This is a genomic window from Pseudomonas sp. NY15356, from assembly GCF_048068175.1.
GTDB classification, from domain to species: domain Bacteria; phylum Pseudomonadota; class Gammaproteobacteria; order Pseudomonadales; family Pseudomonadaceae; genus Aquipseudomonas; species Aquipseudomonas putida_K.
On record NZ_JBLUPW010000009.1, the window covers coordinates 117788 to 141984 of the forward strand.

Here is a 24197-nt window from a genome sequence, read left to right on the forward strand (position 1 = left end):
GCCACGCCGGCCACCACCATGAGGGCGGCCAAAATCAGAAACCCCCCACGCTGGCGTCATGCCGCTGCCCTCCTCAGGTCTTTGAGCTTCTGCCTGTATAGAACCTTGATGGCCTGCAGGTCTTCGATGGTCAGGCGCTGGGGCTTATGAGGCCCTTCGAGCCAGTCCACCTGGTCGGCGCCGATGCGCTTCACCAGCCGGATGCGGTACTCGACCGCGTTCCCGGACAGGTTACGGTTGCACTTCACGCACTGACGGTGGACGTTCAGCGGCTCGAAGCGCAGCTCCGGGCATGCGCCCACAGACCGGTAATGTCCGGCATCCCAGCGACTTCCGGTGATGAGGTCGTGGTCGCTCGGGAGCGAGTCGCAGCTGATGCACGGCAGGCCAGAGTCGCGCTCGCGGATGTACGCATTGAACGCCATCTGCGCCTCGGCCATGTGCTCGCGGCGGGTCTTCAGCTTCTCCCGGCGCTCCTGCAGGTCCTGGCGGGCCTGCTTGGTGATAGCCTTGGCCGCAACCTTCTGCAGCTTCGGATCCTTGGCCATGACCTTGGCGCAGGCAATGCTGCACACCTTCTGCGTGGTCATGGTCGGCTTGAAGGGCTTGCCGCAACCTGGTGCCTTGCACTTCTTCGGCTTGATCTCCTTGATCCCAGTCATCAGCGATCCTCCCGTTTCTGCCGCTGGTAGAAGCTCGTGACTACCTCGGCCAGGAACCGGCAGCCCATCTCACTAAGCCCGCTGGCAAAGTCCGCCGCGGCACCGGCACGCCCGGCGTACTCTTGATCCAGTCGCTGAGCCACTGCAGAACAGAACGAGCCAATATCCTCGGCGTCCATCTCTTTCACGACCTTCTCGGCCGAGAGGAACACTGTGGTTTGCGTTGTGATTCCAAGTCCGTCGCTCATGCCGCCTCCTCGCTCAGCAGGTCACTGAACACGACACCCTGCGGCGCGAACTCGGCGACGATGCGGTCGGTGTACTGGCAGCCCTGGGCCCGGTCGAACAGCCGGGTCACCGGGAAGCCATCCGGACCGAACATGGCGCACGGCCCCATCAGGCGAAGCTTCACCTCATACGGCAGGTGGATGAACGACTCGGCCCAGCCGGTGCGGAACTCATCACAACCGGCGCGCATGATCGGAACGCCGAAGTGCAGCTTGCAGTACCGGCGCACATCCTCGATGTCGCCCATCTCGGTGCTCTTGGCGATCCGGTCGTACATGGCGAACCACAGGGCGTTCTGGTCCAGGGTGCGGTCCTTGCCCGGGCGCATGCTGACCACGACGAACTTCTTGTCGCGGAACATGCGGGTGAGCATGGTCACAGCCTCGGAGAGCTTGGCCTGGCTGTTGACGCTGATCTTCTCGGTCATTGCGCTACCCCCTTCACCAACGTCTCAGCCTTCTGATCGGCGCGCATCACGTGCTTGGCACGTGAACAGTCCAGGTTGCCGTAGCCGCTGACGCTGTATCCGATCAGTTGCATGAGCTGGGACCTGTCATCCTTTTCGTAATCGCGCGCGGCGATCTCATTCAGGTCGAGACCATGCTTCCGGCAAAGGTCGAGCATGTCGCTGACGATCTGATTTGCCTTGAAGCGGATAACGCCGTCGGCCGCCACCACGACTGGCTGCATGGGTTGTCTCTTGCTCATGGCTTCTCCTCGATCTTGTTCAGCAGCCAGGCGGTAGGGATGCCAGCCAGCAGGATCGACGGGCCGCACATGACCGCCAGCTTCGCGGGCCACGAAAGATCCAGTGACACTGCGAACTTGAACCACAAAGTGGCCATGGCAGATCCCGCGATGATTACGGTCGGAGCAAGCACGATCATCAGCACCGCTTTCAGATAGGTGCGCATCACACCCCCTCCCCGGCCGGCTGACCGGCGCGCTTGATGTTCAACTTGGCCAGCAGGTGTGCACGGCACACGGCGGCGCTGGTTGGGATCTGCTGGATCTCCAGCAGGCGGACCTGCTTCTGGCTGGCGTACTCGTCGGCCAACTCGACCAGGCTCTTCTGGCTGTCGTGGCCGATGCCGGTGGCGATGTCGCCCAGTGGTTCGCCGGCGACCAACATGCGGATGGTGATGTCGTAGGCCCGGGCGAATACTTTCTCGGCCCGCTCCACCTCCATCGACCCCAAGTTCTGCGCCTCGCATTGCAGGGCCGCGTGGCGGACCGCTGCGTGCGTCCAAACGCGTGACCCTGCCCTGCTGGGGTGGAAATTCTCCAGCGCCTCTGCCAGGGCCCGCGCAAGCGGCGGGATGCCCATCTCCTCCGGTGTCGGCTGGCACAGCTTGATGAACTTGCCGCTGCTCGGGGCGAAGTCGGTACCCAGCACCCGGCACTTCTGGATGCCGAAGCGGATCTGCTCGAGCGTATTGATGCCCGCAGCGACGAAGGACTTGATCCAGCTGCGCTTGGCAGCCTTCAGCGCCTCGTCATCCGGCCAGGCCTGCTTCCATGCCGGGAAGATGGCCTGCAGCTCCTTGAACAGGGCGTTGACCACTTCGGTGGTGCCTGGGTCCAACTGCTTGGCCGGGGTGTGCACCTCGGCTGGCAGGTTGCGGGCCGTGGCCATGATCTGCGTCACGCTGCGCAGTTTCGGTTGTGCGGTCATAAGCCCCCCAGGTCATCAGCCCAGCTGGTGTCGTTGAAGTCGGGACCGTTGCGGCGCTGGCCCTGCTGGGCGCCCGGCAGCACCTTCTCCGGGAACAGGCCAGTCCAGCCGTTGCTGATCGACTGGTTGATCACAGCGTCAGGCGAGTGGTGGCCGGCCAGAGTCTTGGCTTGGCGGTCGCAGGTGGTCTTAGTCAGGCGCTTGCCGATCTCGCGGCGGTGCTGGCACCAGTCGGCCCATACGGATGGGGTGACGTTGGCAGGGCAGGCGGTCATAGGGTCAAACTTCGAGGCCTTGCGCGAAGCGGTCGGGGACGCCTTGGCGGCCGCGCGCTCACCCTCAGTTGTACTGTTGCTCTTTGTATTACTCTCCTCCGCCTTTTCCGAATAGGGTTCACCGCCTTTTCCGAATAGGGTCGCCGTGTTTTCCGAATAGGTATTCGACTTTCCGAATAGGTTCGTGAGGCGCACACGGCGCTCTACTACCTGCCGACCATCGCGGATCAGTTCGACCCGCAAAAGGCCCTTGGCCGACAGAGCACTGATGATCTCGGACACGCGGGAACTCGACAGGCCGAAGAACCTGGCGAAGTGGCTGTTGCTGGCGTAGCAGCCGCGCACAGGGTCTTGCAGGCTGCCGATCTCTACCATCATCACCTTCTCGGTGATCGACAGGGAGTGATCGAGCCAGACCTCAGCAGGGATCCAGACACCCTTGAATTGACGCGGGATATCGGTCATTGGCCGCGCTCCTTGTCCTTCTCAGCACGGCGCTTATCGCGGTAGGCGTACACCTCTTCCAGGCCTTCCTCGATCTTCACTACCTCGCGGTCGAAGTAGGCCTGGGCCTGGGTTTCTTCTTCAGGCGGCAGCTCGCCAGGGCCACGCAAGCCGTTCCAGATCCACTGCATCGCGGCATCGGCACCCTTCCCTTTTTGCCACTCCACAACGGCGGCTCGCATGCCAAGCAGGTAGCGCCCGAACAGTAGGTCGAGCTCTTTGACTTGCATGCGCAGAGCCTCGTTCTCGTCAGAGATGCCGCGCTTGATGAGACGCTCAGCCTCAACGGTAAGCCTCCACGCCTCGTTATCGGTTTTGAGCTTTTCCGCTTCCTGGTGCGCAGACTGAACCGCTCGGAAATTCGGGTTCTCGTCGCGGCGCTCGATCTCCTCGATAAGCCCCAGGATGGTGTGGCAGTGCATGTGCAGCCAGAGCGCATCAGCAGCTTCGGCGTGCTCGTCAGCAATCTCAGGCCGGTCCTCGCACTCTGCGACTTTCCGGGCGAGCCGTTTGAGTTCTTTGATGTCGATGCTCATGCTGCACCCCGCACGGCCTTGTCGTGGGTGTGCAGGCCGTGCTCGGCGCATTCACATGCAGCGGCGAGGGACGCTACAGCCCGCTCATGGCGGCGCCTTGCGTTGTACTCGGCCTTCTTCGCCGCCTGGACGCGGTCGTATTGGGAGTTGGTGAACATCATCACCGGCAGGAAGGCGTCGTTATCTGGATTGAATTTCCCCTCCGGTCGCCCATGGGCCTGGAAGTAGCTGTCGTACATCGAGCGAAGTTCAGCCTTGAGGGCCTTGGTTGCCGTTGAAGCCTTATGCAGGTCAAGGGCCGTCATGGCCGCCCGCTCTACCAGTTGCTGATAGGTCAGGGTGGTCATGGTCAGAACTCCAGGCGCTTGATTTCGGACAGCAGCGCACGGCTGTGACGCTGGATGTAGATCTGGCTCAGCTTCTTCTTGCGCGACTCGAAGTCCATGCCTACGTCAATCAGGGAGGCATTCACGCGCTGAAGGTGCTCAATGCAGCGGATTTCGCACGGAGTCAGGTGGTCGCGGATCGAGTCGGTTGGACTGATGCAATGCGCTGCCCGGTACGCCTTCGAGGGCATACCCAGTGCGATACGGTTGATCAGGTCGAACTCGTTGCTGAAGTGGTAGTGCTTTACTTCCTTGCCGACAGACAGGCGGCCATGCTTGATGGCATCGGTCAGGGCCGGAGCCTCAAGACGTGCACGCTCGCGGGCCTGGCGCCCTTCCACCAGCTGGATGTGACCGACAACCACGGCATCGAAGGTGCGGATAACGTGCAGGTGAAATGCAGGGCTGATCCACATGGCATAGCTGTAGATGAGGTCCCGGCTTGCATAGGTGCCGCCATATCGGCCCGCTTTCGACTCGACAGGTTTAAAACCCGGATTTTCCGTAATTAGAAAACCCTCTATTTCCTTGGTTGCCTGGAGGCTCAGCCACTCGTTCGGCCTGATGTCCTTTGCAACCCCATCAGCCTTTGCAGCCTTCTCAAGGTCGTTCAGAGAATAACGTCCCTCGCTGTCCTGCCGGATCTTCACTCCGCAGATAGCTATTGGCTTATCTCGCGCCACGAAATCGTGGCTCGCATTTTGTGGCGCGGGGGCCACGGTGTTGATTTGGCTACCAAGGTGCATATATGATTGCCTCGCACATGTGTTACGAATGCAGTACAAGAAGCCGGTCTAGCCACCGGCTTTTTTGCGTCTGCGGTTTGGGTGTTGGTGTTTTCAACGGCAGTTCCTCATGAGTCCCTCAGGGGCTTATTAGCCCTTGCGAAACGACCGAACATTGCTTCGGCCAGGCTCTGTTCTCGTCATACGGTTGAGAGCCTCATTGATGATTTGTGCCGCCAGTTGCTCAGGGGTTAAGCCCTTCTGCCTGGCTAGATACGCCAGATCCGAATTGCCCTTCCCGTCGAGCTGGATCTCCAGCTCTTTGCTTTCTGGCACAGGGCCTCCTCGGCCACTTCAGGCCACGTCAGTCTTCGCGTTAAGCTCTTGCATCATCTGGTCGAGACCGCGCTCCAGAATTTCCCTGGCGAGCACTGCCTTCTGCGTGCGCTTGAAGCGAGCCATCGCCGACAGCAGATCGTCGGCAGCCTCATCCAAGCGAACCTTGGTGGGCTTGTTGTGCAGGTGGTCGGGGTCGAAGTACGACACGGTGGGTTCCTTTGTGGTTGAAAGTGGTTAAGCAGCGGTTTTCTTTGCGCTAGCGCTGGGCTGGGAAGCTTCTTCCTGGGCTTCTTCCTCCAGAGCCTTGAAGACGTCCGGGCGAGCTACGCGCAGGAACATCATTCGGGCACGAGGAATGCCGTGCTTTTTCCAATCGCTCACCGATGGCGGGCGTACCTCGCACAGCTCGGCTACGCGAAATGTCCCGCCCAGAGCGTCGATAATTGCGCTGGGGTTCATGCCTGGTCTCTCCGGCTGGAATCTTAGGTAGAGATATTAGGCATACCTTTTATGCAGGTCAATAGGAATACCTTAGATGGCAGCTGTTAGGCTCCCCTAATGAGCACACTTCAAGAACGACTTCGGCAGATCATGGCCGGGCCTCCGAAAATCTCGCAGGCCGCTTTGGCGCGGGCGTGCGGCATCAAGCCGCCATCCGTAAACGACTGGCTTTCAGGCAAAACCAAGACCATCGAGGGTCAGAACCTGCTTCTTGCTGCCGACTTTCTGGGGGTTGCGCCCAAGTGGCTTGCTACAGGTCGCGGGCCAGTGCGTAAGTCCGCAGGCCTGGCCGAGGGGTCGAATGTAGAGGCTGCACTACAGCCAACCAGGTCCTTTTCCTACCCGGAGATCAGCTGGGTTCAGGCGGGCGCAGCAAGGGAGGCGGTTGAGATGGGTAACGTTGCGCTATGCCCTCAGCACACCTCAGATGTATGGGCTGGTGAGGATGCGTTCTGGTTGAGGGTGACGGGCGACTCAATGACTGTTTCGTCTGGTAGCCCCTCATTCCCCGAGGGCTTCCTGATCCTGATAGCCCCGGACATCGAGCCGAGGCCTGGACAGTTCGTTGTCGCCAGGATGATCAGCACCAATGAAGCAACGTTCAAGCAGTTGATGCGCGATGCCGGTGAGCTCTATTTGAAGCCTTTGAACTCTGCCTACCCTACTCGCGCAGTCGATGACGCCTGGGAGATTGTGGGGACAGTGGTTGATGGAAAAATGCCGAAGTCGATCTTCCTATAGACCGATCAGGCTTCGCGTAGTGATAGCATGGCGCCTTTCCTCAAGGAGAGAGTTATGCGAAACACCCTGGCCGCATTTATCATTTCTGCAACATTTCTGGCTGGCTGTGCTCCGGTTCAGCCTGGTACCGGCGGATATGCCGAAGCGCCAGCCAAGAAAGAGCCTCACGTTTTCAAACCGCGCCCCTACACCTATGACAAGGAGTCGCCAGAGGCGACCAACTTTGCCAGCCAGCTCGATATGCCGGCATTCCAGTGCGATCTGGAGGCAATGCTTGGGCGCGACGCTGTTCGATATGGCCTGCGCGACCTGCAAGCCGAGTACAGCAACTCATTCATGGAGTGCGTGAAATTCGCTCACGCCCAGGGCAATGAGGCTGTAGCTCGACTGAAAGCGTCCAAGCTGCCGGCCAAGCAGCTGGAGCTGAGCAAGGATCTTTACGCCAAGTGGTCAGCCTATCTTTCCTCGATGAGCCCATACAGAATTCCTGATCATCGCGCAAAGTCTGATTACCAGGCCGCCAAGCAGGCTCTGGCCACCGAGGTTAAATTCTCGAAGTAAAAAAAATCCGCCGCCTGAAGCCCGCCCCGCGCGGGCTTTTTCGTGTCTACGTGAAAAAAGTTAGGAATACCTATTGACGACAAAAGAAGGAATGCCTAATGTTCACATCACCGGGCGGCGCTACACAGCCCCTCGGGAGGCCCTCAAGCCTCACACCATCTGGACACGCCAGATAGCAGACGACAGCGAAGTGTCGATCCAGGCCCCGCAAGGCGAAAGCATCAAGCGGACCCGACCTGAACAAGCTCTTTAGGAAACGAGATTTCCGGCCCTCCAGACTGGGCCGGATGCTCTCCAGGTGGCCCTATTTCAGGACCACGCGGAGAGCAGGAGAGTGAGATGAGACGACTGTTTTGCAGGTTCGTTTACTGGCTGATTGAGCCGCTGCTTGAACGGCTAGATCGGCGACGCCGCATGGCTCAAATTGTCAACGAATCGACCGGAATCACTTTGGGATTCCAAACTGATCAATCTTCGGAGCCGGAACATCGCTGCCAGTGACGATGCCGGAGAACACACCATGTATGTGTCCGCATACAGCGCAAAAGCAAACTTGAAAAAGGGTTTGATTGGTTTTCGATTTGTGCGGTGCTTTCCCGGCAGCGATTTTGTCCAGCCCTTCAGCTCCGCAGCCAGGGCACTTCGGTTGCGCGATTTCCATTCGGTATTGCCTCAACGGTTGTAGGGACCATGAGGCTAGCACGGCCCGGCGTGGGTAAATATCCGGGCACCAAATACAAGCCTACGACCGACGCCAGTAGCGGGTCGCGGCGAAACGATTTCACTGATGCAGCTTGGCGACAGGCTGCATTGGGAAATCAACCGCCCTGGAGGGCAAGACGATGCCACGCTACTGCGGTTTCTGCGGATGCGAAGCAAAGCTTCAATCTGACACCGAAACGAAACGCCTCTACCAATGTGATGCGTGCGATGCCGTTGAGACCATAAGCAAGGCATCTGGCGGAACTTGGTGGTACCACGGCTGGAAGCGTGCAGACGGCGCGAAGCTTAGGGCGCCCACCTGCGCCGAGATGGACCATGGCAAGTTCGGATGGCAGCCAGACACCTAACAACCAGCGCCACGTCAGCCTGACGTTAACTGCCCGATGCCCTGCTCCCCATCGCAGGCTGCATCGGAGTGTGATCTGAATGCGCAGGCTGATGCGCTGCGAGCGGGTCTAAGGTGCTTGCGAACGCAACGACGAGGGCGGTTCAACTCCGCCTTGCATCCGAAGCTAACGATGACGCTAGGAATGCCGGGGATCAGCACCGGCCAGATCACACCCCGATGCATCCCGCATCCCCTTCCCTTCACATCGACCGCATTGGCGGGCGCCAGGCTGGCTTTTCACGCCCAGTTTGGTCACTGCGCCTGGTGCCCGACCAATGCGGCCGCACAACCCCCAGGAGGACGCCATGGGCGCACTTCGAGCAGCACAATGGCAGTACGACAACCAGTTGCCTCCTGAGGTGAGTGAAACGCCCCAGGAGCGCGCGGAGCGCCACTGGATCGAGGAAGGCATCGACCAGCTGATGCGCGGCGCGGATTACGTGTTCCAGCGCCGTATGCGACCACAGCAAGGCGTGACCTACGAGCGCTTCGCTTTGGCCGTGGACGAGTTCGCAATGGATCAGCTTGCCCAGTCTCGCAGCAACTCTGCACTTGGGCACCTGGTGCTGGACGGTCACCGCCGGAATGGGTCAGACGCTCAGGCGAGCACGCACAAGCTGCTTTCGGTGGTCGATCCTGACGCAGCGTTGCGCCAAATCGCTGCTGAGCTACTCGCCCCTTTTGCTGAGCAAGGAGTGCTGGCCCAGGCCGAGGAGGCGGAATGAATCCGCACAGTATCGCGGTCAGCGCCATTGAAGCCGCAATCGAAACGATGCTTCTGCCGGGCTCTGGCCCGGTTGAGGATGCCAAAGCAGAGACGCTCGTCGTCGCCTACTTCTCCATCCTCGCCATCAATTCCGACGAGTTCAAACACTACTGCGAGCGCATCCGGCGAATTGCCGTTCGGCGCAAGGAGGCTGCATGACAACGCCGATCTTCCCGTCGATCATCGATGACCAGGTGGCCGAGGTCGCCCAAGCCGTGCCAGACGATCGAATCTTGCTGGTGTTCAAGGGCCTGACCACGGAAGACGCCATGAACCAGGCGCGTCTGGCCCACATCGAGAACCCTGCAGCCTGGTCCGGCCGGGCCTACCTCTGTGGTATGTGCACTCTGGCCTACGAGGTCCGCACGTGAGCCGCCAGCAGGCCGGACGCTTGGCGTTCTGGCGCGGCTCCTTCTCCATGCTCTTCGCCTGCACTCTTGCGTACTGGATTCTGATATGAACGACCAAGGTGATGATGTCTTTTTGCAAGTCGCACGACTCCTCGTTTCCTACGACCCAGAATCAGGATTCTTTACCTGGGCTACTGACAGGAGTGGATTTGCCATGAAAGGCGAGCGCGCCGGATCTCTACTGAAAAGTGGATATGTTTCGATCATGGTTGCTGGCAGGAAGATGAAAGCCCACCAGCTTGCCTATCTGATGATGACGGGAAAAATGCCTGAGAAAGGGCAGTGCATTGATCATATCGACATGTGTAGATCAAACAACGCATGGAAGAATTTGAGACTTTGCACGCCTGCCCAGAACAGCCAGAACACTGCAAAAAGGAAAACAAATTCCAGCGGATTCCTTGGGGTATCCAGAAATAGAGGCAAGTGGCGGGCGACCATAACAAAGGATGGAAAGCAGATTCACCTCGGAAACTTCGATACGCCAGAAGAGGCTTCCATGGCCTATACCGCGCGAAAGCAAGAAATCCATCCATTCAGCGACCCAAGCCATAAGGCTTGCACGCCATCTTCGATCACTTCCTGAATTCACACCCGGCGCACGGCGGCCCTTCGGGATAACCGTACCCCTTCGGGAGCGTAAGCGGCGAGAGCGCGCAACCATCCACCGCAGCCAGGGCCTGGAGCGTACCTCCGTGCCTGGGTGACCTGGCGATTCCCTATTCCAACTGACGGCGCCGGCCTGGCGCGAGGTTTTCTAATGTCCGCAGAACAGAAACTGATCGCGATCGAAGAGATCAGCGAAGCGAACGCCCCGGCCATCTACGTGGCTGGCGGCCTGCAGCAATTCATCGACTTGGTGAAGGGTGAGGTACTGGGCGAAGTGCCTGACCTGAAAACCCGCAAGGGCCGCGAGCGCATCGCCAGCCTGGCCGCCAAGGTCAGCAAGTCCAAGACCGCTGTCGAAAAGCCTGGCCGCGACTACCTGCGCCGGCTCAAGGAAATGCCGAAGGTGGTCGAGGCTGAGCTGCGCGACTTCGTGACCAAGATGGACACCCTGCGGGATGAAACGCGCCGGCCGCTCACCGAGTGGGAGCAGGCAGAAGCCGCCCGTGTTGCCCGGCATGAGCAAGGCATTGCAGCCATCAAAGCGGAAGGCGCCGAACTCGGCCTGCTGACCGCCGAGGACCTTCTGGCCCGGATCGGAAGGGTTGAAAGCGTTGCCCTGGACGACGCCTGGGAGGAATTCACCGCCGAGGCCGGACAGGTGAAAGACCAAGTGCTAGCCGTGCTTCGTGAAGCGCTGGCGGCCCGGCAGAAGTACGACGCCGAGCAAGCCGAACTGGCTCACCTGCGCCGCGAAGCTGAAGAGCGCGCCGAGCAAGACCGCATCAGGCTGGCACAAGAGGCCGCGGTCGAGGCAGAGCGTCAGCGCGTTGCCCAGCAACAGCAAGCAGAACGCGAAGCCGCAGCCCGCCGAGAGCAGGACCTGCTTGACCAGGCCGCTGCGCAAGAGCGCGAAGCTGAAAACCAGCGCCTCCAGCTCAAGTTGCAGGCCGAGCAAGCCGAGCGCGCCAGGCTTCAGGCCGAGGCCGACCGTGTTGCCGCCGAGCAGCGTGCTGAGCAAGAGCGCCAGGCTGCCGTCCGCCGGGCTGAAGAAGCTGCCGAGCAGGCCCGACAGGATGAACGGCGCCGGGCCGACGCAGCTGCCGCCGAGATTGTCCGCCAGCAGGAAGCCCGCGAACGCGACGAAGCCCATCGTCGAAGCATCAACCGCGCCGCCCTGGAGGCCTTCGTGGCCGGCGGCATGACCGAAGAATGCGCCAAGCAGGCGATCACGCTGATCGCGCAGCGCAAGATCCCGAACATCGCCATTTCCTACTGAGGTCGCTATGAGCCAAGCAGTAGCCATCATCTCGCAGGACATTTATGCGCAGCGGAATCAGTTTGCCAACGTGCTGACTGACCGCTCGCTGAACTTCGAGCGCGAGGCCGAATTCGCCATCCAGGTGATTACCTCAAGCGAGTACGCCACCAAGGTGGCCATGCAGAACCGGCAGTCTGTGGCCAACGCGATCACCAACATCGCCGCCATCGGCATCAGCCTGAACCCGGCCAAGAAGCAGGCGTACCTGGTACCGCGCGACGGCCGCATCTGTCTGGACATCAGCTACATCGGTTTGATGGACCTGGCCATGTCGACCGGCGCAATCCGCTGGGCCCAGGCTGAACTGGTCTACGCCGCAGACGCTTTCAGCCTGAACGGCTTCGACAAACCGCCGACCCATTCCTACAACCCGTTCGCCAAAGATCGCGGCGAAGTGATCGGCGTGTACGTCGTCGTCAAGACCGCCGATGGCGATTACCTGACCGAAACCATGAGCATCGAGGATGTGAACGCCATCCGTGACCGCTCCAGCGCCTGGAAAGCTTGGGTCAGCAAGAACAAATCCTGCCCATGGGTTACCGACCCGGGCGAGATGGCCAAGAAGACCGTGGTGAAGCGCGGCTACAAGTACTGGCCGAAGACAGAGCGACTGGAGCAGGCGATTCACCACTTGAACACGGATGGGGGTGAGGGTCTTGCCAACCTGGCTGGCTCGGCACCCACTGATCCAGAGATGGTGAACAGCTGGATCGCATTGGCACAGAAGGCCTGCAGCCTGGAGGCGCTGACCGATGTGTATCAGCAGGGAACCGCAGCCATGAAACAGGCAAAGGATGCGGCCGGTCACGCCCACTTCAAGGCTGAGGTCACCAAGCGCGCCGACGCCATCAAGGCAGAGGCGGCGCCCATCGAGGGCGAATCTGAGGAGGTGTTAGATGGAGCAGCGTAGTGCTGAATGGTTCGCGGCACGCCTTGGGTGCGTGACCGCCAGCCGAGTGAAGGACGTTATGGCGAGCGGCCGAGGTGGCGCGCCGTCTGCGACCCGCAAGAACTACATGATGGAGCTGCTGTGCGAGCGCCTCACCGGCCAGCAAAGCGGACCTGACCTGTCCAACAAACCTGCCGTGCAGCGCGGCGTCGAGCTTGAGCCATTTGCTTGCATGGCCTACGAGGCAGACAAAGGCCTGATGGTGGTTGAAACAGGCCTGGTCATGCACCCGAGCATTCCGGGTTTCGGCGCTTCGCCGGATGGATTGGTCGGCGACGATGGCGTGCTGGAGATCAAGTGCCCAAACACTGCGACCCACATCGCCACCATGCAGTCTGAGCGCCACGACCCGCAGTACGAGTGGCAGATGCTGGCCCAGATGGCCTGCACTGGCAGGGCCTGGGCAGACTTCGTTAGCTACGACGACCGCCTGCCTGAGCCGCTCCAGTACGTGTGCCATCGCTTCGAACGCGACTTCAAGCGCATCCGCGAGATGGAAGCTGAGATCAAGGCGTTTCTGGAAGAGCTCGGCGACCTGGAGAAGGAGATGCGCGAGCGGATGAAGGAGGCAGCATGAACCAATCAATCGACCTGGAGGCCGCCAAAGCGGCCTTCTTCGCGTCTGGCGGCCAGCTGATCGTGCTGGAGGGCTTCACCTACCGGCCTCTGCCGCAGCGCAAGCACCCTGAGCCCAAGCCGAAGCGGGCCAAACCTGGTTCGTCCAAATCCGAACACCCGCAGCAAAGCCGTGCCAAGGCGCGCGCAGCACAAATCGCAGAGCTTGCCAAGACCATGAGCTGTGGAGAGGTCGCGAAACTTTTGGGGGTGACCAAGAGCGCGTTGTGGGGCGTTGCGGCACGGGAAGGTTTCAAGTTCTTCAAACCGCCACGCCAAGCGCAGCCGGTGAGAGACGTCGCCGACCAGGAAGCTGCTGATCGGAAATTTGCTGATCGGATCATAGCTTTGCGCGACGCAGGCATGTCCCGCTGCCGTGTGACGGCGGAGCTGGGAATCGGAAACCGCAAGCTGGAGCGGATCATTGCGGCCTTCGAGATCGACTTCCCGCTCAAACGGAGTAAGCCATGAGCAATCGCGGCGAGCACCCCAGCGTTTACTACGAAGGCCGGGACTGCCGCCGCGCCGGTGGCAGCAAGCTGGCTAACCCATTCGCCTCTTACACGTTCCACGGCTCTTGGTTTTTGGCGGGCTGGAACGACATGGACCTTGAGATTGAGCAGAAAAATCCGAAGCGCGCTGCAAAGAACAAGGCGGCGTGAGCACCTACACCTTCCCCCAAGCGGCCTGCAGGAGGTCGAACATGGCATCACTTTTCGACGCATCAATGCGCAAGCCGGTGCGAAAGCTGTACATCACCCGCAGCGGCGGCCAGTACCGGCCTGATGATGTGGCCCTGGCCTTTGCGCTGAGCCTGAAGTTTCACGACAGCGCCGATGAGCTGCGCAGGCTGGCCCGCCGCCTGGTCGACAAAGTCTGCCTGGAGCACCAGCCGAACATGAAGCGCCTGGCCCGTGAGCCGGACGACGCCAAGGTGTTCGACGCCGCGCTCAAGATCATCAACCGGGTGTGCGACCTGCTCGACATAGGGCCGGGCACCCGCTTTGTGCGTAATGGAGAAGATGATGGCTCTGACGCAGCAGCAGCGTGACGAGAAGCGCAGGGCAAAGGCCGAGCGCCTGCAGGAAGAAGACCTGCGCTTAAAGGTTCGACCAGGGACTAAACAGGCCCTGCTGGAACTTATGGAGTGGGCCGGGATCGAGGAACAGGGCGAAGCGATGACGCTGATGATTCATCGGCTTCATGAGCTGACCCGAGAAGAAGCGGTCAAGTTGCTCAAACCTCCGCGCCACACGATTGAATTAAGCCCTTCCGTGGCGCGAAAACTAGACCGGTTCCGCATCAGCCGCGAACTTCGCACACCAGACCTGATGCTTGGCAACGACCCGGACGATACCGGCCTGATCCTGCTCGCAGAGCGGGCCTGACCCTCCCGCGCTGCCCGCCAGCGCCTTCCCCTATTCAACGATAACGCCTCCCCGGCGAGGATCACCAATGCCCATCACCTACGGAAGCGTCTGCAGCGGCATTGAAGCTGCGACCGTAGCCTGGCACCCGCTGGGCTGGCGTGCCGAGTGGTATGCCGAGATCGAGCCATTCCCCTGCGCGGTGCTGGCTCATCACTACCCCGACACACCGAACCACGGCGACATGACCCGCCTGGCGGCCATGGTGCTGTCCAGCAAGATCCCGGCGCCCGAGGTTCTGGTCGGCGGCACGCCCTGCCAGGCCTTCAGCGTGGCCGGCATGCGCGAAGGCCTGGCCGATCCCCGCGGCGCCCTCACCATCAAATACGTGGAGCTGCTCGATGCAATTGACCATGTTCGAACCATGCGCGGCGAACCCGAGGCCGTGTGCACCTGGGAAAACGTCCCCGGCGTCCTCTCCGACAAAGGCAACGCGTTTGGCTGCTTCCTCGGCGCCCTGGTGGGCGAATCCGAAGAACTCCAACCGCCAGGGGGCAAATGGAAGGACGCTGGTTGTGTGTATGGACCCACGCGAACAGTCGCATGGCGGGTTCTGGATGCCCAATATTTCGGCCTGGCCCAACGACGCCGCCGTGTGTTCGTTGTCGCAAGTGCTCGAGCAGGGTTCGATCCCCTCGAAGTACTTTTTGAGCGCGAAGGCGTGCGTAGGGATACTCCGCCGCGCCGAGGCGAGGGGCAAGACCTTGCCGGACGAGCTCCATTCGGCCCTGCGCTGCAGTGCGGATGTGGATGGGTCTTTAGCCTAGACCTGGGCCACTACGGCTGCCCGAACTGCGAGGGTGATGAAGGGCCGGCTGTCGAGGTACTGGCCGGTGTGCCTGCCTACGGCGGCCATAGCCTGAAGGGCGATGTCAGCCAGGCAGCTACCCTGACTGCCAAGGACACACGGCTGGACATGGAGAGCGAGACTTTCTGCATCCAGGACCAGGTCGCTGGGACGCTGCGAAGCACTGATGGCGGCAGCGATGTTGACCACGCCATGGCAGGCCACATTGTCGCCGGCACACTGCAGGCGAACGGCAAAGCGGCCGGCAGCGCAACTCAGCAGGACGCCGAGAACGGCATGCTTGTGGTGCACGGCACGCAAGACCCCGATGTGCTGAATGGCCTGGCACACACGCTGGGCCGCAACAGCGGCCAGGAAAACGCTGTCTTGGCATTTGCCGAGAACAGCAGAGCCGAGCTGAGACTTGAGGGAGGTGACGGGCAAGTGGTCGGCACGCTCTCCGCCGGCGGCGGTAAGCCAGGCCAAGGTCAGCCCTGCATCGCCTTCAGCTGCAAGGACCACGGCGCCGACGCTGGCGACCTGGCTCCAACCCTCAGGGCTATGAACCACAGCGCCAGCCACCCCAACGCCGGCGGACAGGTCGCCGTATGCATCACCGGCGAGATTACCCACACGCTGAAGGCCGAAGGCTTCGACGCCAGCGAGGACGGCACCGGCCGTGGCCAGCCTATGGTCCAAGGGGGGGCTGGTGTTCGCAGGCTCACCCCGCGCGAGTGCGAATGGCTCCAGGGTTTTCCCGGCGACCACACCCGCATCCCCTATCGCGGCAAGCCCGCCGAAGAATGCCCCGATGGCCCGCGCTACAAGGCGATCGGAAACAGCAAGGCCGTGTTCGTCGTTCGCTGGATAGGCCGGCGCATCCAACAACAACTTGAACGTCTCGCTTGAGGTTCCCCATGCCCACAGAAAACCGATCCAGCAATACAGAGATGATCAGCGACAAGCTGCCGCCCTGCGCAGATGAGGTGTTCAAGAATGGCGTCAGCGCCTGCCTGGTTGGCGACGTGCCAAAGCATGCGGCCGAGACGATCTGCCAGAGTCTTTCCGCAGTCACCGGCTGGAAGATCGACTGGCACTACTTCGGCGGCCGGACGCACATCAAGGCGCTCGCGCCAGCCCCGCAGCCCCGCCCCGACCCTATAGCCTGGATGGTTGGTACTGCCATCTGGTGGACCAAAGAAGAGGCAGAGAGGGATGCGGCGGAGACGGTCAAGACCATCACACCGATTGGGCCGATGTCCGGTATCGCGCCTGCCGAAGAGCACCAGGGCGAGCCGGTGGCGCGCGTCGAAGTCGGAGCAGATCGCAACGCCTGCGCGATGATCATCGACCAGGAATGGCTGCGTCAGCTCAAGGACAAGGCGGAGCACCTGGTTGTGCATCTCTACACCCACGCCGATCCTGGCGAGGTTGAGCGGCTTCGCGAGGGCATCAGCAAGCACTGGAAAGTCGTCTGCGATCAACGCGCAGAACTCGACTCCCTGCGCGCCCAATTGGCCACTGAAACTGCCAGAGCAGACTCCGCAGTCGGAGACGCAAATGAGGCCGAACGCAAGCTGGCCGAGCGGGATGCGCTGCTGCGTGCAGTTCCTGTCATGCCGACTTCGGTTGACCGCCGCCCTAACGATGAGGATCAGCCAGATGGATACTTAGAGGGCGACCGCTCTTGGTGCGACAACAACAAGGACGCCGTAGAGTGGCTGATCGAAAATCATGCCGCCATTCGTGCAGCCCTATCCGCCAGCGCAGAGCCGAGCGCTCCGAAGTGCGGGAAATGCGCGGGTTCAGCGCTTGTGCAGTATCCGGAGCATGCCGGAGCGTGGAGTGATTGCCCTGAGTGCAAGCCGAGCGCGCCGGTTGAGCGCGATGAGCGGGCGGAGTTCGAGGCCTGCTTTGACCGAACGCTGAAAGAGCAGGAGGCCGGGCTTGAGCATTACCAAGTCAGCACGATGCGCTTCGGCAAGGAAGTCATGTGGGAGGGTTGGAAAGCCCGCGCCGCCCTGGAGCGCAAGCCATCCTGACCACTGGAGTACATCCGTACTCCTTTCGCTGTAACCCCTCTCCCCTCTATTCACTGCCGCGATATGGCGGCCAAGGAATGCCTGTGTCTGAAGAAACGCGTATCGACCTTGAAAGCCTTGAGCAGAAAGCCCGTGCAGCCAGTCCAGGCCCATGGGTTGTTCACGCCGACGGCATGGAGTTTGGTAGCTCAGATCGCTCCACCAACCCTGGAGTCGACACCGCAGACGGCCAGGTGGTCTGCTGGTGGGGAACTGGCCTTTGCGGCATCCCACAGAACCCAGACGCCGATTTCATTGCCAGCGCCAATCCTGAAACTGTGCTGGCTCTGATTACAGAAATTCGCGCCCTCCGGTCTGACGCAGAGCGGTACCGCTACTTGCGCGACCCACAGCGAACCCAAGAAGTTATGGCAAAAAAGCAAGTCGGCCATGATATCTGGGAGTGGGCTAGCGCGGATGAGCTGGACCGTCTGATCGATGAATCGCGAGGCTGCGCGTCATGACCCGCCTCGCCCTCTGCCTCCTACTCCTGGCTACCCTGGCCGGCTGCCAGGGGGAAGCTGAATCAACCACGCGCGCCGGTTCCGACTTCAAGGTCGACCGGCTCTTCAAGGTCGATGGCTGCACCGTCTACCGATTCCACGACGGCGGCCGGGCACGGTACTTCACCAACTGCGCCGGCTCCACCCAGTGGGAAGAGAGTTGCGGGAAGAACTGCTCGCAACAGAGCGGCGTTACCGGAAGCAACTACCAGGCCGGCAACGAGCGCCAGCTCTCCCCGCACGAAACCCAACCCGAACCTACACCTGCTGCCGCGCCTGGGCGCTGGATTGATGATAGGTATCAGCTGTGAGTAAACCACACTGGATCGACGCGCCAGAGTGGGCCGAATGGCTCGCCCAGGACAGTGACGGTGAATGGTTCTGGTGGGAGTCGATGCCGATCCTGATCCCCGGCAAGGCTGGCTGGACTGGCGGCGGGCGCTACAAGTGGGCGCGGAAAACGCCCAACTACCAACCCTTTGGACTGACATTGGAGAGGCGGCCATGACCGAACTGATCGAAGTGAAGACCTGCACCTGCCCATCCGGCGACGGCTCGCTGCGCTGGCCGTGCCCGGTTCATCCGCCAGAGGAACTGTGGCAATGACCAACCACCAGTACCAGCCATTCTCTGCTCGAGGCTTCGGCAGCTGGCACACCTGCAGTATCTGCGGGACATCCAAGCACAGCGGCTACTACTGGCTTGGAGGCTACAAGAGCAAGACCGAGCCGCCCTGCATTGCCTGGAAGATCGACCCAGAGTGGAAGGCCCAGGCCATTCCCGCGCCGATCACCGAAGCCTAACCCCTACCCCAACTACTCAAGCCCGCCGACATGCGCGGGCGAGGAGACTCTTTGCCATGACAAAAGAAGAACTGGCCGCCCTTCCTGCAAAGGTCCGAATTGCGATCGAGGCCGGCAAAGCTGCGGCGGCTGCGTGCACCGACGACGGCGGCAGCGCCAATTTGGACCGCGTAGTGATTCCTGTGCCGGGCCTTCGCGCCAGCCAGCTACAGGGGTTGCCCGGCTACGTTCAGAAGAAGAGCCGCTACCACCAGCAGGGCGTGCACCTGGATACGCCTTGGCCAGGCATCGGCAACCAGCACAGCGCTGGCGTACAGGCAATGCATAAGTCGCTGAAAGACCAAGGCGTCAACTGCTACGTCTACTACCAGGTCGACTGACCACCAACCTGCCGCCACCGGCGGCGTGGAGACCATCCCATGGAAACCGAGATTCTTTCGGACGAAGAGCTGGTGGAGATCACCGGCTATAAACCCAGGGCGTGGCAGCGCCGATGGCTCACAGAAAAAGGCTGGCACTTCGTCGAAAGTCGCGGTGGCAGGCCACTTGTAGGCCGCCAATACGCCCGCCAGAAGCTCAGCGGCGTTGTGATCGACACCGTGCCCGTCGCTTCCACCCCTCCCCCGGCGCCAGCCTGGACCCCTGATTTCTCCCGAGTAAAGTGAAATGCGCCCCAGAAGTACCGAGAACCGCGATCTGCCGCCGGGCATGTACCGGCGAAAGCGCACCAGGAAGAACGGAACCATATGGGTCGGGTACTACTACCGCGATCAGACCGGCAAGGAAATCCCACTCGGTACCGACCTGGTGCAAGCCAAACTGAAGTGGGCCGACCTCGAAGCCAAAGCGACACCAGCAGAACTCACAACTATGAAAGGGATCTTCGACGAGTACGAGCGCAAGATCATCCCGGGCAAAGCCGCCCGGACCCAGAAAGACAATATCTACGAGCTCAAGCAACTGCGCGCCGTGTTCGACACGGCGCCGATCGACGCAATCACGCCGGCCATGATCGCGCAGTACCGGGACTCACGATCGGCGAAGACCAGAGCCAACAGGGAAATCGCTCTGTTCTCTCACGTATTCAACACAGCAAGGGAATGGGGGCTCACTACCCGGGACAACCCGTGCCTGGGAGTGAGAAAAAACAAGGAGAAACCGCGTGACTTCTACGCCAACGAAACGGTGTGGCAGGCGGTGTATGAGAAGGCTCCACCGGAGCTGAAGGATGCAATGGACCTGGCGTACCTGACTGGCCAGCGGCCATCGGACGTACTTTCCATGCGAAAGGATGATGTGGAGGGGGTCTATCTGCTGGTCAGCCAAGGCAAGACCGGTAAGCGGCTGAGGATCATCCTGGAGGAGAATGGTGTGAGAAACAGCCTGGGCCAGCTGCTCGATAGGATCATGCGCAGCACCAGCCAGCACCTATCGCCATTCTTCATCATCAACGAGCATGGCAAGCGCATGAGCTGGCCAATGCTGCGCAATCGGTGGGCCGAGGCCCGCGAGGCCGCCCGGATGGAAGCTGAGCTGGAGAAGAAGCCGGATTTGGCCAATCGCATAGCGCAGTTCCAGTTCCGCGATATCCGTCCAAAAGCCGCCTCGGAGATCAACGACCTGGGCGATGCGAGCGTGCTGCTGGGCCACTCGAAAGAGGGAATCACCCAGCGCGTTTACCGTCGCGTCGGAGCAATCGCCAAGCCCTCGAAAGGCTGAAGTTTTGGAACTCCTAGCTTTTTGTTTCGGAACTCCTGCCTTTTCCAGCCCATAACGAAAAACCCCGTAGACCTAGATCTACGGGGTTTTGAATAGTGGAGGCCGAGGTCGGAATCGAACCGGCGTAGACGGATTTGCAATCCGGAGCATAACCACTTTGCTACTCGGCCTCAAAGTTCGGATCTAGCAGCTTACGCTTCGCTATCTCCTTGAAACTTCAGCACTTTTTCAAGCTTGCTGCGTTTCGATGGACGCCATTATGTCTACATTCTTTGGACCTTGCAACCCCCTGATCATAAAAAATCTTCAAGGGGCTCAAGGTGTTAGCGCAGGCGGCCGAGTTTGCTCCACAGCCCCACCAAGGTGTTCTCGACGGTGCCGCTGGCGGCCATGCCGATGCGCTCCTGCAGGCTCTTGCGTTCGGCGTAGTGCAGGTGGAACAGGTTGGCTTCACGGGCGCGGTCGCTGAGGTATTCGTCGCTGGTGCGCAGCTCGTCGACCAGCTTGCGGTTCAGCGCGGCGACGCCGAGCCAGACTTCGCCGGTAGCCACTTCATCGATGTGCAGCTGCGGGCGATAGCGGGAGACGAAGTCCTTGAACAGCTGGTGGGTGATGTCCAGGTCTTCCTGGAACTTCTCCCGGCCCTTCTCGGTGTTCTCGCCGAACACGGTCAGGGTGCGCTTGTATTCGCCGGCGGTGAGTACTTCGAAGTCGATGTCGTGCTTTTTCAGCAGGCGATTGACGTTGGGCAACTGGGCGACCACGCCGATCGAGCCGAGCACGGCGAATGGGGCGCTGACAATCTTTTCGCCGATGCAGGCCATCATGTAGCCGCCGCTGGCGGCTACCTTGTCGATGCATACGGTCAACGGAATGCCGGCCTGGCGGATACGCGCCAATTGTGAGGCCGCCAAGCCGTAGCTGTGCACCAGGCCGCCGCCGCTTTCCAGGCGCAGCACCACTTCGTCACGCGGGGTGGCCAGGGTCAGCAGTGCGGTGATCTCGTTGCGCAGGCTCTCGGTGGCCGAGGCCTTGATGTCGCCGTCGAAATCGAGGACGAACACTCGGCCTTTCTCCTCGACCTTGGCCTTGCCCTTCTTCTGCTGTTTTTCCGCCTTGGCCTGCTGCTTGCGCAGGGCCTTGAGCTGGGCTTTGTCGAACAGGCCCGATTCCAGGCGTTCGCGCAAATCCTTGTAGAACTCGTTCAGGCGGGTGACCTGCAACTGCCCGCCCGACTTGCGCCGCCCCTTGCCCCGCAGGCCGGCGATAGCCGACAGGACCACCAGGATGGCGATCACCAGGGTGGCGGTTTTGGCGAGAAAGCTTGCGTACTCGGCAAGAAACTCCACATTGACTCCTTGATAGACCAGCGCCTCAGGGCGCGAAACTGTTGCAAGCATACCGGTGCGCTTGGGGCGCTGCCAGCCGGGGAAAACGCTGGCAACACAGTTCAAACGACCTTTTCAAACGCTTGTATGTTTTTTCGTTGACAGCCTGTCTGTCGCATCCTAACCTCGCAGCAACTCCAATCGGCCGGACCTCTACGTGGGCAACATCTACCTGATCCGACATGGCCAAGCCTCCTTCGGCGCCGACGACTACGATGTCCTCTCGCCCCTGGGCGCACGCCAGAGCCACGCACTGGGCGAGCACCTGGCCCAGCTCGGGCTGCGCCTGGATCGTTGCCTGGCCGGCGACCTGCGCCGCCAGCAGGACACCGCACGCCTGGCCCTTCAGGCCATGCAGGCCCAGGGCTGCCGCACGCCCGCCCTTGAGACCGACGCCGCGTTCAACGAGTTCGACGCCGACGGCATGATCCGCGCCCTGCTCCCCGGCCTGCTGCCGCAGGAGCCCGAAGCGCTGCATATCCTGCGCAACGCCGCCAGCAACCGCAGCGAGTTCCAGCGCCTGTTCGCCCTGATGGTGCAACGCTGGCACGACGGCGAACATGAAAACGACGGCCTGGAGACCTGGCAGGCGTTCACCGCCCGGGTCGGGGCTGGCCTCGAGCGGGTGCTCGAAGGTGCCAACAGCGGCGACAACATCGCCATCTTCACCTCAGGCGGCACCATCGCCGCCCTGCTCCACCTGGTTACCCGTATTACCCCCAGCCAAGCCTTCGCGCTGAACTGGCAGATCATCAACACATCGCTCAGCCACTTGAAGTTCCGTGGCCGCGACGTGGTACTGGCTTCCTTCAACAGCCAAGCCCATGTGCAGCTGTTGAGGACGCCGGAGCTCGTCACCTACCGATGAGCCCGGCCTGTTGTCCCCGTGGGGACGTGAATATCACTCTATAAGGAATGCGCCATGACCTCCGTAGCTGATGCCGTCAAGAAGATGCAAGAGAAGTTCAACCCATCCGCTGCCGCCGGCCTGGACCTGGTGTTCGGTTTCAACATCACCGATGAAGACAAGCACTACGCCCTGATCGTCAAGGATGGCACCTGCGACCTGCAGGAAGGCGAAAACCCGGACGCCAACTGCACCCTGGTCATGGACAGCGAAACCCTCAAGGGCATCGTCAGCGGTGATACCGATGGCATGCAGGCTTTCATGAGCGGCAAGCTGCGCGTCGAAGGCGACATGATGCTGTCGATGAAGCTCAGCGAGCTATTCCCGGCCTGAGTGGCATGGGCACTCGCCGATGAAAAGAACCGGAGCCGATGGGCTTCGGTTTTTTTTTGCCCCGCTGCCTGAAGCCAAGCGTTCATCAGGCCTACTGATCGCGTGCCAACACCGGCATCTATCGAGCCGCTGGCACGCTTGTACCAAGGGCCTACGGAAATTAGATTAGCCAATAGTCCTCGCGCTCGATAATAAGGTAAACGCATGACGCTCACCGACCAGTCCACCCAGGTACGTCCCGGCGAAGAACTCGACGCGGCCGTCATCGACCCTTACCTCAAGGCCCATGTGCCTGGGCTGAGCGGCACCCCGATCATCAGTCAGTTCCCAGGCGGTGCGTCGAACCTCACCTACCTGGTCGCCTACCCGGAGCAGGAGTTCGTGCTACGCCGGCCGCCGTTCGGCCACAAGGCCAAGACCGCCCATGACATGGGCCGCGAGTTCCGTATCCTCAACCAGCTCAACAGCGGCTTCCCCTACTGCCCCAAGGCCTACGTGCATTGCACCGACGAATCGCTGATCGGCAGCGAGTTCTACGTCATGGAACGGGTCAAGGGCATCATCCTGCGCTCGGACATTCCACCGTCCCTGGGCCTGGACGCCAGTCGCACCGAGGCGCTGTGCAAGAGCTTCATCGACCGCCTGGTGGAGCTGCATCAGGTCGACTACAAGGCCTGTGGCCTGGCCGACCTGGGCAAGCCCGAAGGCTACGTGCAGCGCCAGGTGGAGGGGTGGACCAGCCGCTACGAAAAAGCCCTGACACCAGACGCACCGCACTGGGAACAGGTGATCGCCTGGCTGCGCGACAAGATGCCCGCCGACCACCCGCGCCCGGGCATCGTGCACAACGACTACCGCTTCGACAACGTGATCCTCGATGCCGACAACCCGATGCGCATCATCGGCGTGCTGGACTGGGAAATGACCACCCTCGGCGACCCGCTGATGGACCTGGGCAACAGCCTGGCCTACTGGATCGAGGCCAATGACCCACCGCCGGTACAGCTGATGCGCCGCCAGCCGAGCAATGCTCCGGGCATGCTGACCCGCCGCCAGTTCGTCGATTACTACGCCGAGCGCGCCGACATCCGCCTGGACAATTTCGATTACTACTATTGCTATGGCCTGTTCCGCCTGGCCGGCATCGTCCAGCAGATCTACTACCGCTTCCACCACGGCCAGACCCAGGACAAGCGCTTCGCCCAGTTCATCCACATGAACCGGCTGCTGGAGCAGATGGCCCTGCAGGTGATCGGCAAGTCCTCACTCTGACAACAA

At 61.1% G+C, this 24197-nt stretch carries 38 protein-coding genes and 1 tRNA gene; 25 read left to right on the forward strand and 14 right to left on the reverse strand.

The window, feature by feature from the left end; genetic code table 11:
• Nucleotides 1-56: 56 nt before the first annotated feature.
• From ACNFCI_RS09900 to ACNFCI_RS09955, 12 genes are all read right to left on the reverse strand, one after another.
• Entirely contained in the window at nucleotides 57-662 is a 606-nt protein-coding gene (locus ACNFCI_RS09900; protein WP_416767912.1) for a recombination protein NinG, read from the reverse strand.
• On the reverse strand, nucleotides 662-910 hold the full coding sequence (locus tag ACNFCI_RS09905; RefSeq protein WP_039615284.1) for a hypothetical protein: 249 nt from the start codon (nucleotides 908-910) through the stop codon (nucleotides 662-664). The genes ACNFCI_RS09900 and ACNFCI_RS09905 overlap by 1 nt, the downstream gene beginning before the upstream one ends.
• Nucleotides 907-1377: a hypothetical protein gene (locus tag ACNFCI_RS09910; RefSeq protein ID WP_060514894.1), complete on the reverse strand. Its 471-nt coding sequence runs from the start codon at nucleotides 1375-1377 to the stop codon at nucleotides 907-909. The genes ACNFCI_RS09905 and ACNFCI_RS09910 overlap by 4 nt, the downstream gene beginning before the upstream one ends.
• Nucleotides 1374-1658, reverse strand: a complete 285-nt coding sequence (locus ACNFCI_RS09915; protein WP_416767913.1) for a hypothetical protein — start codon at nucleotides 1656-1658, stop codon at nucleotides 1374-1376. The genes ACNFCI_RS09910 and ACNFCI_RS09915 overlap by 4 nt, the downstream gene beginning before the upstream one ends.
• Nucleotides 1655-1864: a hypothetical protein gene (locus ACNFCI_RS09920; RefSeq protein ID WP_416767914.1), complete on the reverse strand. Its 210-nt coding sequence runs from the start codon at nucleotides 1862-1864 to the stop codon at nucleotides 1655-1657. The genes ACNFCI_RS09915 and ACNFCI_RS09920 overlap by 4 nt, the downstream gene beginning before the upstream one ends.
• On the reverse strand, nucleotides 1864-2625 hold the full coding sequence (locus ACNFCI_RS09925; protein ID WP_416767915.1) for a replication protein P: 762 nt from the start codon (nucleotides 2623-2625) through the stop codon (nucleotides 1864-1866). Before ACNFCI_RS09925 ends, ACNFCI_RS09920 begins: the two co-directional genes overlap by 1 nt.
• A complete protein-coding gene (locus ACNFCI_RS09930) occupies nucleotides 2622-3365 on the reverse strand; it encodes a helix-turn-helix domain-containing protein (protein WP_416767916.1) in 744 nt (247 codons plus the stop codon). Before ACNFCI_RS09930 ends, ACNFCI_RS09925 begins: the two co-directional genes overlap by 4 nt.
• A complete protein-coding gene (locus ACNFCI_RS09935; RefSeq protein ID WP_286595188.1) occupies nucleotides 3362-3940 on the reverse strand; it encodes a hypothetical protein in 579 nt (192 codons plus the stop codon). Before ACNFCI_RS09935 ends, ACNFCI_RS09930 begins: the two co-directional genes overlap by 4 nt.
• A complete protein-coding gene (locus tag ACNFCI_RS09940; RefSeq protein ID WP_416767917.1) occupies nucleotides 3937-4287 on the reverse strand; it encodes a hypothetical protein in 351 nt (116 codons plus the stop codon). The genes ACNFCI_RS09935 and ACNFCI_RS09940 overlap by 4 nt, the downstream gene beginning before the upstream one ends.
• Nucleotides 4288-4289: 2 nt before the next feature.
• Nucleotides 4290-5072, reverse strand: coding sequence for a KilA-N domain-containing protein (locus ACNFCI_RS09945; protein WP_416767918.1), 783 nt, complete (start codon nucleotides 5070-5072; stop codon nucleotides 4290-4292).
• Between the two features lie 333 nt (nucleotides 5073-5405).
• Nucleotides 5406-5597 carry a hypothetical protein gene (locus tag ACNFCI_RS09950; protein WP_012053015.1) on the reverse strand — a complete coding sequence of 64 codons (192 nt, stop codon included), beginning with the start codon at nucleotides 5595-5597 and terminating at the stop codon, nucleotides 5406-5408.
• Between the two features lie 27 nt (nucleotides 5598-5624).
• Nucleotides 5625-5849 (reverse strand): hypothetical protein, encoded by a 225-nt coding sequence (locus ACNFCI_RS09955; RefSeq protein ID WP_012273061.1) that lies wholly within the window; start codon nucleotides 5847-5849, stop codon nucleotides 5625-5627.
• 99 nt (nucleotides 5850-5948) lie between these two features.
• On the opposite strand from ACNFCI_RS09955, the gene ACNFCI_RS09960 reads away from it, so the two are divergent.
• The 22 genes from ACNFCI_RS09960 to ACNFCI_RS10065 all read left to right on the forward strand — a co-directional run bounded on the left by ACNFCI_RS09960 (nucleotide 5949) and on the right by ACNFCI_RS10065 (nucleotide 20291).
• Complete coding sequence (locus ACNFCI_RS09960; RefSeq protein ID WP_416767919.1) at nucleotides 5949-6632, forward strand: LexA family protein; 684 nt, start codon at nucleotides 5949-5951, stop codon at nucleotides 6630-6632.
• A 54-nt stretch (nucleotides 6633-6686) separates the two neighbouring features.
• The gene (locus ACNFCI_RS09965; RefSeq protein WP_416767920.1) at nucleotides 6687-7193 is read left to right on the forward strand and encodes a hypothetical protein; all 507 of its coding nucleotides are present in this window, start codon (nucleotides 6687-6689) and stop codon (nucleotides 7191-7193) included.
• Between the two features lie 1416 nt (nucleotides 7194-8609).
• On the forward strand, nucleotides 8610-9029 hold the full coding sequence (locus tag ACNFCI_RS09970; RefSeq protein ID WP_416767921.1) for a hypothetical protein: 420 nt from the start codon (nucleotides 8610-8612) through the stop codon (nucleotides 9027-9029).
• Nucleotides 9026-9229, forward strand: coding sequence for a hypothetical protein (locus ACNFCI_RS09975; protein WP_416767923.1), 204 nt, complete (start codon nucleotides 9026-9028; stop codon nucleotides 9227-9229). The genes ACNFCI_RS09970 and ACNFCI_RS09975 overlap by 4 nt, the downstream gene beginning before the upstream one ends.
• On the forward strand, nucleotides 9226-9441 hold the full coding sequence (locus tag ACNFCI_RS09980) for a hypothetical protein (protein WP_416767924.1): 216 nt from the start codon (nucleotides 9226-9228) through the stop codon (nucleotides 9439-9441). The genes ACNFCI_RS09975 and ACNFCI_RS09980 overlap by 4 nt, the downstream gene beginning before the upstream one ends.
• A gap of 85 nt (nucleotides 9442-9526) precedes the next feature.
• Nucleotides 9527-10066 carry an HNH endonuclease gene (locus tag ACNFCI_RS09985; RefSeq protein ID WP_367604032.1) on the forward strand — a complete coding sequence of 180 codons (540 nt, stop codon included), beginning with the start codon at nucleotides 9527-9529 and terminating at the stop codon, nucleotides 10064-10066.
• Nucleotides 10067-10240: 174 nt separating this feature from the next.
• Nucleotides 10241-11365: a hypothetical protein gene (locus tag ACNFCI_RS09990; protein ID WP_200929262.1), complete on the forward strand. Its 1125-nt coding sequence runs from the start codon at nucleotides 10241-10243 to the stop codon at nucleotides 11363-11365.
• Nucleotides 11366-11372: 7 nt separating this feature from the next.
• Entirely contained in the window at nucleotides 11373-12317 is a 945-nt protein-coding gene (locus ACNFCI_RS09995) for a recombinase RecT (RefSeq protein WP_099593537.1), read from the forward strand.
• Nucleotides 12304-12933, forward strand: coding sequence for a lambda exonuclease family protein (locus ACNFCI_RS10000; RefSeq protein ID WP_099593539.1), 630 nt, complete (start codon nucleotides 12304-12306; stop codon nucleotides 12931-12933). The genes ACNFCI_RS09995 and ACNFCI_RS10000 overlap by 14 nt, the downstream gene beginning before the upstream one ends.
• A complete protein-coding gene (locus ACNFCI_RS10005) occupies nucleotides 12930-13442 on the forward strand; it encodes a hypothetical protein (protein WP_416767927.1) in 513 nt (170 codons plus the stop codon). Before ACNFCI_RS10000 ends, ACNFCI_RS10005 begins: the two co-directional genes overlap by 4 nt.
• Complete coding sequence (locus ACNFCI_RS10010; protein WP_182815700.1) at nucleotides 13439-13633, forward strand: hypothetical protein; 195 nt, start codon at nucleotides 13439-13441, stop codon at nucleotides 13631-13633. Before ACNFCI_RS10005 ends, ACNFCI_RS10010 begins: the two co-directional genes overlap by 4 nt.
• 41 nt (nucleotides 13634-13674) lie before the next feature.
• Nucleotides 13675-14022: a hypothetical protein gene (locus ACNFCI_RS10015; protein WP_416767929.1), complete on the forward strand. Its 348-nt coding sequence runs from the start codon at nucleotides 13675-13677 to the stop codon at nucleotides 14020-14022.
• On the forward strand, nucleotides 13997-14359 hold the full coding sequence (locus ACNFCI_RS10020; protein WP_196184867.1) for a hypothetical protein: 363 nt from the start codon (nucleotides 13997-13999) through the stop codon (nucleotides 14357-14359). Before ACNFCI_RS10015 ends, ACNFCI_RS10020 begins: the two co-directional genes overlap by 26 nt.
• A 67-nt stretch (nucleotides 14360-14426) precedes the next feature.
• Nucleotides 14427-16094 carry a DNA cytosine methyltransferase gene (locus tag ACNFCI_RS10025; RefSeq protein WP_416767930.1) on the forward strand — a complete coding sequence of 556 codons (1668 nt, stop codon included), beginning with the start codon at nucleotides 14427-14429 and terminating at the stop codon, nucleotides 16092-16094.
• A gap of 8 nt (nucleotides 16095-16102) precedes the next feature.
• Nucleotides 16103-17227 (forward strand): hypothetical protein, encoded by a 1125-nt coding sequence (locus ACNFCI_RS10030; protein WP_416767932.1) that lies wholly within the window; start codon nucleotides 16103-16105, stop codon nucleotides 17225-17227.
• Between the two features lie 83 nt (nucleotides 17228-17310).
• Nucleotides 17311-17730: a hypothetical protein gene (locus tag ACNFCI_RS10035; RefSeq protein ID WP_416767934.1), complete on the forward strand. Its 420-nt coding sequence runs from the start codon at nucleotides 17311-17313 to the stop codon at nucleotides 17728-17730.
• A complete protein-coding gene (locus ACNFCI_RS10040) occupies nucleotides 17727-18080 on the forward strand; it encodes a hypothetical protein (protein ID WP_416767935.1) in 354 nt (117 codons plus the stop codon). Before ACNFCI_RS10035 ends, ACNFCI_RS10040 begins: the two co-directional genes overlap by 4 nt.
• Entirely contained in the window at nucleotides 18077-18277 is a 201-nt protein-coding gene (locus ACNFCI_RS10045) for a hypothetical protein (protein WP_416767936.1), read from the forward strand. The genes ACNFCI_RS10040 and ACNFCI_RS10045 overlap by 4 nt, the downstream gene beginning before the upstream one ends.
• A gap of 94 nt (nucleotides 18278-18371) precedes the next feature.
• Nucleotides 18372-18572 (forward strand): hypothetical protein, encoded by a 201-nt coding sequence (locus ACNFCI_RS10050; RefSeq protein WP_416767938.1) that lies wholly within the window; start codon nucleotides 18372-18374, stop codon nucleotides 18570-18572.
• A 56-nt stretch (nucleotides 18573-18628) separates the two neighbouring features.
• Nucleotides 18629-18952 carry a hypothetical protein gene (locus ACNFCI_RS10055; protein WP_084859344.1) on the forward strand — a complete coding sequence of 108 codons (324 nt, stop codon included), beginning with the start codon at nucleotides 18629-18631 and terminating at the stop codon, nucleotides 18950-18952.
• Nucleotides 18953-18991: 39 nt separating this feature from the next.
• Nucleotides 18992-19237 carry a DUF4224 domain-containing protein gene (locus tag ACNFCI_RS10060; protein ID WP_416767939.1) on the forward strand — a complete coding sequence of 82 codons (246 nt, stop codon included), beginning with the start codon at nucleotides 18992-18994 and terminating at the stop codon, nucleotides 19235-19237.
• Nucleotide 19238: 1 nt separating this feature from the next.
• Nucleotides 19239-20291 (forward strand): tyrosine-type recombinase/integrase, encoded by a 1053-nt coding sequence (locus tag ACNFCI_RS10065; RefSeq protein ID WP_416767941.1) that lies wholly within the window; start codon nucleotides 19239-19241, stop codon nucleotides 20289-20291.
• Between the two features lie 96 nt (nucleotides 20292-20387).
• On the opposite strand, the gene ACNFCI_RS10070 is transcribed toward ACNFCI_RS10065, so the two are convergent.
• A tRNA-Cys gene (locus ACNFCI_RS10070) sits at nucleotides 20388-20461 on the reverse strand.
• A gap of 153 nt (nucleotides 20462-20614) precedes the next feature.
• Nucleotides 20615-21640, reverse strand: a complete 1026-nt coding sequence (gene sohB / locus ACNFCI_RS10075; RefSeq protein WP_368829162.1) for a protease SohB — start codon at nucleotides 21638-21640, stop codon at nucleotides 20615-20617.
• Nucleotides 21641-21836: 196 nt separating this feature from the next.
• Between sohB and ACNFCI_RS10080 the strand changes: the two genes are divergently transcribed.
• The 3 genes from ACNFCI_RS10080 to ACNFCI_RS10090 all read left to right on the forward strand — a co-directional run bounded on the left by ACNFCI_RS10080 (nucleotide 21837) and on the right by ACNFCI_RS10090 (nucleotide 24191).
• Nucleotides 21837-22547, forward strand: coding sequence for a histidine phosphatase family protein (locus tag ACNFCI_RS10080; RefSeq protein ID WP_224458761.1), 711 nt, complete (start codon nucleotides 21837-21839; stop codon nucleotides 22545-22547).
• Nucleotides 22548-22601: 54 nt separating this feature from the next.
• The gene (locus ACNFCI_RS10085) at nucleotides 22602-22919 is read left to right on the forward strand and encodes an SCP2 sterol-binding domain-containing protein (RefSeq protein ID WP_084855671.1); all 318 of its coding nucleotides are present in this window, start codon (nucleotides 22602-22604) and stop codon (nucleotides 22917-22919) included.
• A 204-nt stretch (nucleotides 22920-23123) separates the two neighbouring features.
• The gene (locus ACNFCI_RS10090) at nucleotides 23124-24191 is read left to right on the forward strand and encodes a phosphotransferase family protein (RefSeq protein WP_368829128.1); all 1068 of its coding nucleotides are present in this window, start codon (nucleotides 23124-23126) and stop codon (nucleotides 24189-24191) included.
• Nucleotides 24192-24197 lie beyond the last annotated feature (6 nt).